Consider the following 6,518-nt stretch of genomic DNA (forward strand, 5'->3'; position numbering starts at 1 on the left):
GTCGCCGCCTCGTCCCGTCGGACCGGCGACTTTATGCCACGGTCAGGTGAGTTCCACCCGCTCGAACATCAGGTCGTGGCTGATCCGGTCCTCCTCGACGGCCCGCTGCTCGAACTTCGTCACCGGCCGCCACTGCGGGCGCGGCGCCCAGCCGTCGTGCCGGTTGCGCAGCAGCGGCTCGGCCGAGCACACCTCGAGCATCTGCTCGGCGTACTCCTCCCAGTCCGTGGCGAGGTGCAGCACGCCGCCGGGCCGCAGGCGGGTCGCGACCAGGCGCACGAACTCCGGCTGCACGAGCCTGCGCTTGTGGTGCTTCTTCTTCGGCCACGGGTCGGGGAAGTAGATGCGGACCTCGGCCAGCGCGCCGGGTTCCACGTGCTCGGTGAGCAGGTCGACCGCGTCACCGCGCAGGACCCGCAGGTTGGTCACGCCGAGCGCCTCGGCGCGCAGCAGCAGCTGCGCCAGGCCGGGCTTGTAGACCTCGACGGCCACGTAGTTGACGTCGGGCGCGGCGGCGACGAGCTGGGAGGTGGTCTCGCCCATGCCGGAGCCGATCTCGAGCACGACCGGCGCGGCGCGCCCGAACCACTCGTCGAAGCGCACGGGACCGGCCGGGAGCGCCTTGACCTCGTGGCCCAAGCGCTCCCAGTGGCGGTCCCATGCGCGCTGCTGCCCCACGGTCATCCGTTCGCCGCGTTGGACGTAGCTGACGACGGATCGGTGGTGCGGCGGTCGCTGGTGGCTGGACGTCACGGGCGTACAGCCTAGGTGGTGCGCTAGGCGATGTTCTCCAGGTCCTCGATCTGCTCGCGCAGCTCGGCGGGGGTGAACTCGATGGGTTGGCGCTGACCGGGGCCCCGGTGCGCGGGGAGCAGGTCCACGAAACCGGGGTGCCGGTCGGTGAACTGCACGGTGGTCGGCTCGGCGGGGCCGTACACGCCGCTCTCGGACGGCACGAACTCCCAGTAGCCGACCTCGCCCTCGGTCGTCCAGGGGACGAACACCCAACCCGGTCGGCTGCCCAGCAACCGGGTCACCTCGTCCTCCAGGTCGAACGCCGCCGCGCGCGAGGCGATCCGGCCCCGGTCCAAGGCCCTGAGCCACCACGGTGCGGGTGCGTCCGGGCCTACCGCGCGGAACATGGCGAGCACTTGCTGTTCGTCGGCCTTGTGGATCCAGGCCCGACGCGTCTGCGCGGGTGAGTCGGCGACACCGACCACCCCCGCGGCCTCGATCGCGTGCGACCATTCCAACGCCAACGTCGGTTCGACGCGAAGGGCGTGGTCGCGTTGACTGGGCAGCACCCTGGCGGGCGGCTCCTGGGGCCCGGCAGCCGAGTGGTCGGCGTTCAGGTCCGGATCAAGCACCGTCACGGGTTCACCTCCGGGGGGTTCCTTGACGGGGGGTATCCGAATTCGCGTGCGGGCAGGCGCCTGCCTCACGATTCGTACTCTCCATCTGACCCGGTTCAGATGCGCTTGTCATGGGGCTGTGCCGGAGTTCACGACGACTTAACGAATGGCTTACTCCGGTTGCCCGAATTCAGAACTGTGAAACATGATTGACATGGAATATCTGTGATCCCGAGCACAGGGGGAATTGGGTGACGGGGAGAGCGGTGGTCGCCGCCGTCCTGATCGCTTTGGCGGCGCCGGGCGTGGCCCGCGCGCAGACGATCGAGGAGCAGCAGTGGCACCTGGCCGCCTTGGGGGTCCACGCCGCGCACGCCACGACCCGCGGTGACGGGGTGGTCGTCGCGGTGGTCGACTCGGGCGTGGACGACACCCGGCCGGACCTCACCGGTGCGCTCCTGCCGGGAGCCGGGTTCGGCTCGGCCGCCGGCACCGACGGCACGGAGGACAACGACGGCCACGGCACCGCGATGGCGACGCTGATCGCCGGCCGCGCGGTGGACGGCGGCGCGCTGGGCGTGGCGCCGGGCGCGATGATCCTGCCGGTCTCGGTCGGCGCGGACGGCGACAAGTTCACCACCGCGTCCGTCGCCGAGGGCGTGACCTGGGCCGTCGACCACGGCGCGGACGTGGTCAACCTGTCCCTGACCTCGCTGGCCACCCTCACGCCGGACTTGCTGCGGGCGGTCAACTACGCGTTCGACCACGACGCCGTGGTGGTCGCCGGCACGGGCAACGACGGCGACGAGCACGTGGGCGCGCCCGCCAACATCAAGGGCGTCATCGCGGTCTCGGGCACGGTCGAGGGCAACGGGCCGTGGCCGGAGTCCAACACCGGCCCGGAGACCGTGCTGGCCGCGCCCGCGAAGCGGATCGTCACCGCCGTGCCGCTGAAGGTGGTGGACACCGGCTACGCCGAGGTGGACGGCACGAGCGCGGCGACCGCGCTGGTCAGCGGCGTGGCGGCGCTGGTGCGCGCCCGCTACCCCGACCTGGACGCGGGCAACGTGGTGAACCGGCTCATCACCACCGCGACCGACCTGCTGGAGCCCGGCCGCGACAACGTGACCGGGTTCGGCCAGGTCGACCCGGTCGCGGCGCTGACCGCGGACGTGCCGCGGGTGGAGCGCAACCCGCTCGCGCCGCCGCCGCGCACGTCCTCGACCGAACCGCCGCCGACCTCGCCGTCGACCGAGGGCCTGGCCGTGCCGGCGCCCGGCGCGGACGGCGGCACGAGGCTGCTGGTGGCGTTCGGCGGGTTGACCGCGGTCGGTGCCGTGGTGGCGGTGGTGAGCGTGCTGCTGGCCCGGCGAAGTCGAATCCGGCGCGTCCCGGTGCCGGTCGTCACGGAAATCCCGCCGCCGTCCGACGACTTCTGGCGGGGCGATCGGCGCTGACCACCGCGCGGTCGCCGAATCCCTTTCCCGGCGATCGCGCGGACCACCGGTCAGTCGGCCGCGTGGTATTCCACGGATTCCTTCGTGAGTTGCATGAAGGCTTCCTCCAGGGAACCGAGTTGCGGGCTCAACTCGTGCAACGTGATGCCGTTCGAGGCGGCCAGCTCGCCGATGAACGCGGGTTGGACCCCGTGCACCACGAGCGCGCCGTCGGGCGTCGCGGCCTCGGCGACCCGGGCGCGGCCGTCCAGCAGCTCGCGCAGCCGGTCCAGGTGCGGCGAGCGGACCCGCACGGTGTCCTCGGTGGCGTCGGCGATGAACTGCTCGGTGCTGGTCTGCGCGATGAGCTTGCCGCGCCCGATCACGATCAGGTCCTGCGCGGTCTGGGCCATCTCCGACAGCAGGTGGCTCGACACGAACACGGTGCGGCCCTCGGCGGCGAGCCGGTGCATGAACTGGCGGATCCAGAGGATGCCCTCGGGGTCCAGGCCGTTGACCGGCTCGTCGAACAGCAGCACCTCGGGGTCGCCCAGCAACGCGCCCGCGATGCCCAGGCGCTGCGACATGCCCAGGGAGAACCCGCCCGCGCGGCGCTTGGCGACCTGGGTGAGGCCCACCATGTCCAGCACCTCGTCCACGCGCGCGGCCGGGATCCGGTTCGACCGGGCCAGCCACAGCAGGTGCGCGCGGGCCGAGCGGTTCGGGTGCACCCACTTGGCGTCCAGCAGCGCCCCGACCACGCGCAGCGGCTCGCGCAGCGACCGGTAGTCGCGGCCCTTCACGGTGACCCGGCCGCCGGAGGGGTTGTCCAGGCCGAGGATCATCCGCATGGTGGTGGACTTGCCCGCGCCGTTGGGGCCGAGGAAGCCGGTGACCCGGCCCGGCTCCACCCGGAACGACAGGTCGTCCACGGCCACGGTCTTGCCGTAGTGCTTGGTGAGGCCGGTCGCTTCGATCATGACATCTCCCGTCCGATCTAACGCTTGTGGCGAAACCTAGAGCAGAAGAGCTCGGGCCACCCCCCGAAGGTGACCCGAGCTCCCCCTTTCCCCCGGCTGCCCGCGGGCCGGCGCCCGAACGCCGATCCGCTGCGGCTCCCCGTTACGCGTCCCGCCGCTTCACCACGACGAGGGAGACGATGTAGATCACCAGCGCGATCCCGGCGAAGTACCCGAACGAGCCCCACGGGCTCAGCTCGCCGATCGCGGGCGGCCCCGCGCCGTTCGGGATGGCGCTCGGGTCCGGGTCGCCGAAGATGAACTTGCTGGCCACGGTGAACGGCATCCACTTCTGGATGTCGTCGCCGATGTTCGGGATGAACCCGACCACGCTCTCCACCACCAGCGCGAACACCAGGATGATCGACACCGCGCCCGCGGTCTGCCGCACCAGCGCGCCGACGCCCAGGGCCAGCAGCGCGCCCGCGGCGTACACCAGGCCGACGCCCGCGACGTGCCGCCAGTCGTTGGCGGTGGTCAGCGCCAGGTCCGAGTTGTCCTCGGCGAGCACCCAGCTCAGGCCCCACGACCCGAACGCCGAGGCCAGGCCCACCAGGCCGGACAGCAGCACCACGACGACCGCCTTGGCGACCATCGGCGAGATGCGGTCCGGCACGGCCTGGAACGTCGACTTGATCGTGCCGAAGCGGTACTCGGTGGTGACCGCGAGCGCGGCCATCACCATGACCACGTAGAGCCCGAACGTGTGGGTGAACACCGCGCCCAGCACGGGCATCGGCGAGTCGGTCCAGTTCGCCGCGATGATCGCGGTGATGCCGACGGTCAACCCGAGCGCCAGCAGCATGCACCACCAGGGCGAGCGGGTGGAGAAGAGCTTGATCCGTTCAACGGCGAGCAGAGTCATCGGTGGTCACTTCCCCGTCTCGGCGAGTTCGGCGTGGTACTCGACGGAATCGCCGGTGAGCTGCATGAATGCCTGTTCGAGCGAACCGCGTTGAGGGCTCAGCTCGTGCAGCACCACGCCGCTGGCCGCCGCGATGTCCCCGATCTCGTCGCTTTGCGCACCCGACACGGTGAGCGAACCGTCGGTGTCCTCACGGACGGTGAAGCCCTTGTCGACGAGCATCGCGCCCAGCTTGTCCGCGTGGGGGCTGCGCACCCGCACGGTGTTCTCGGTGGAGCGCTCCACGAACTCGGTGGTGCTGGACTGCGAGATGAGCTTGCCGCGGCCGATGACCACGAGGTCCTGCGCGGTGAGCGCCATCTCCGACAGCAGGTGGCTCGACACCAGCACGGTGCGGCCCTCGGCGGCCAGGCCCTGCATGAACTGGCGGATCCAGAGGATGCCCTCGGGGTCCAGGCCGTTGACCGGCTCGTCGAACAGCAACACCTTCGGGTCGCCGAGCAGCGCGCCCGCGATGCCCAGGCGCTGGGACATGCCCAGGGAGAACCCACCGGCGCGGCGCTTGGCGACCTTGGTCAGGCCGACCATGTCCAGCACCTCGTCCACCCGGCGGTCGGGCAGGCCGTTGGACTTGGCCAGCCACTGCAGGTGGGCCTGGGCCGAGCGGTTCGGGTGCACCCACTTGGCGTCGAGCAGCGCCCCGACCGTCCGCAGCGGTCGGTCCAGCCGCGCGTACGGCTTGCCGTCGATCAGCACCTGACCCGAGGTCGGCCGGTCGAGGCCGAGGATCATGCGCATGGTGGTGGACTTGCCCGCGCCGTTCGGGCCGAGGAACCCGGTCACCCGACCGGGTTCGACGGTGAAGGACAGGTTGTCCACCGCCACCGTCTTCCCGTAGCGCTTGGTGAGGCCGACAGCCTCGATCATGGTTTCTCCCCTGGTGTGACACATCCCCCGGACCAGGTTGAACCTTGCCCGGTCCACCGGGTCCCGCGCATCGGTCTGTAGTTGATTCGTCCGTGCGACTTCCGTCTTATCGTCCCCGCTACCTCGGTTGTAGTAATCCGTGTTCACCCTGAGTTGTCCCCTAGGCGGTCACCGGGTCGATCTCAGGGACGGGGGTGGCTCTACGGTGTGCGGTCATGGTCAACACCAACGCAGCCAACGGCTGGTGGCGCGAGCTCGTGACCGCCGCGCCGGCCCGGACCGGCAAGTTAGCGATCGTCCGCGCGGACGGGTCGCCGCACGTCACGCCCGTGTGGCTGGACCTGGACGGCGACACGATCGTGTTCACGACGAACATGGGGACGGTCAAGGGGAAGGCGATCGCGCGCGACGGGCGGGTGTCGATCTGCCTGGACGACGAGCGCCCGCCCTTCGCCTACGTCACCGTCACCGGCCGCGCCGAGATCGACCGGGACCTCGGCCAGGTGCGGCACTGGATGGGCCGCATCGCCGCCCGCTACCTGGGCGAGGAGCGGGGACAGGCGTTCGCCGACCGCTACTGCGGCCCGGGCGAGGCCGTCGTCCACATCCGCGACGCCAAGGTCACCGCCCACCGCAACATCACCGCCTGACCCGCGAGAGTCCTACCTCCAACACCCGCGTGTCCTACGTCCAGAACGCGCGTGTCCTACGTTCAGAACCCCCGAGTTCAACGCTCGGAACGGCCGGCTGGGCGCGATCACGTGCCCAGCCCGGCCACCGCGCGACCGGCGTCTAGATGATTGATTCCAAGGGTTAGGACGCCTGGAGACGTGGGGCGAGGGTGTCGATGTACGGGTTGTGACGACCGACATTGACACCCTCGCGACCGCACTCTATGTCAGAACCGACGACCTGCTGA

Annotated in this window: 7 protein-coding genes; 2 read left to right on the plus strand and 5 right to left on the minus strand. The window is 70.7% G+C overall.

All coding sequences use genetic code 11. The annotated features are described in order from the left end of the window. Positions 1-42 precede the first annotated feature (42 nt). Both trmB and LZG04_RS40430 read right to left on the minus strand, forming a co-directional pair. On the minus strand, positions 43-684 hold the full coding sequence (gene trmB, locus LZG04_RS40425; RefSeq protein WP_233827257.1) for a tRNA (guanosine(46)-N7)-methyltransferase TrmB: 642 nt from the start codon (positions 682-684) through the stop codon (positions 43-45). Positions 685-776: 92 nt separating this feature from the next. After that, positions 777-1,373, minus strand: a complete 597-nt coding sequence (locus tag LZG04_RS40430; RefSeq protein WP_233827247.1) for a hypothetical protein — start codon at positions 1,371-1,373, stop codon at positions 777-779. Between the two features lie 230 nt (positions 1,374-1,603). Here LZG04_RS40430 and LZG04_RS40435 point away from each other — a divergent pair, with 230 nt between their 5' ends. Beyond that, positions 1,604-2,809, plus strand: a complete 1,206-nt coding sequence (locus LZG04_RS40435) for a S8 family serine peptidase (RefSeq protein ID WP_233827248.1) — start codon at positions 1,604-1,606, stop codon at positions 2,807-2,809. A 50-nt stretch (positions 2,810-2,859) separates the two neighbouring features. On the opposite strand, the gene LZG04_RS40440 is transcribed toward LZG04_RS40435, so the two are convergent. From LZG04_RS40440 to LZG04_RS40450, 3 genes are all read right to left on the minus strand, one after another. Further along, entirely contained in the window at positions 2,860-3,768 is a 909-nt protein-coding gene (locus LZG04_RS40440) for an ABC transporter ATP-binding protein (protein WP_233827249.1), read from the minus strand. Positions 3,769-3,910: 142 nt separating this feature from the next. Then, entirely contained in the window at positions 3,911-4,672 is a 762-nt protein-coding gene (locus LZG04_RS40445; protein WP_233827250.1) for a hypothetical protein, read from the minus strand. 6 nt (positions 4,673-4,678) lie between these two features. After that, the gene (locus LZG04_RS40450; protein WP_233827251.1) at positions 4,679-5,599 is read right to left on the minus strand and encodes an ABC transporter ATP-binding protein; all 921 of its coding nucleotides are present in this window, start codon (positions 5,597-5,599) and stop codon (positions 4,679-4,681) included. A gap of 215 nt (positions 5,600-5,814) precedes the next feature. On the opposite strand from LZG04_RS40450, the gene LZG04_RS40455 reads away from it, so the two are divergent. Continuing rightward, positions 5,815-6,249: a PPOX class F420-dependent oxidoreductase gene (locus tag LZG04_RS40455; RefSeq protein WP_233827252.1), complete on the plus strand. Its 435-nt coding sequence runs from the start codon at positions 5,815-5,817 to the stop codon at positions 6,247-6,249. The last annotated feature ends 269 nt before the right edge of the window (positions 6,250-6,518 follow it).

This window comes from Saccharothrix sp. S26, from assembly GCF_021390395.1.
Classification (GTDB): Bacteria; Actinomycetota; Actinomycetes; order Mycobacteriales; family Pseudonocardiaceae; genus Actinosynnema.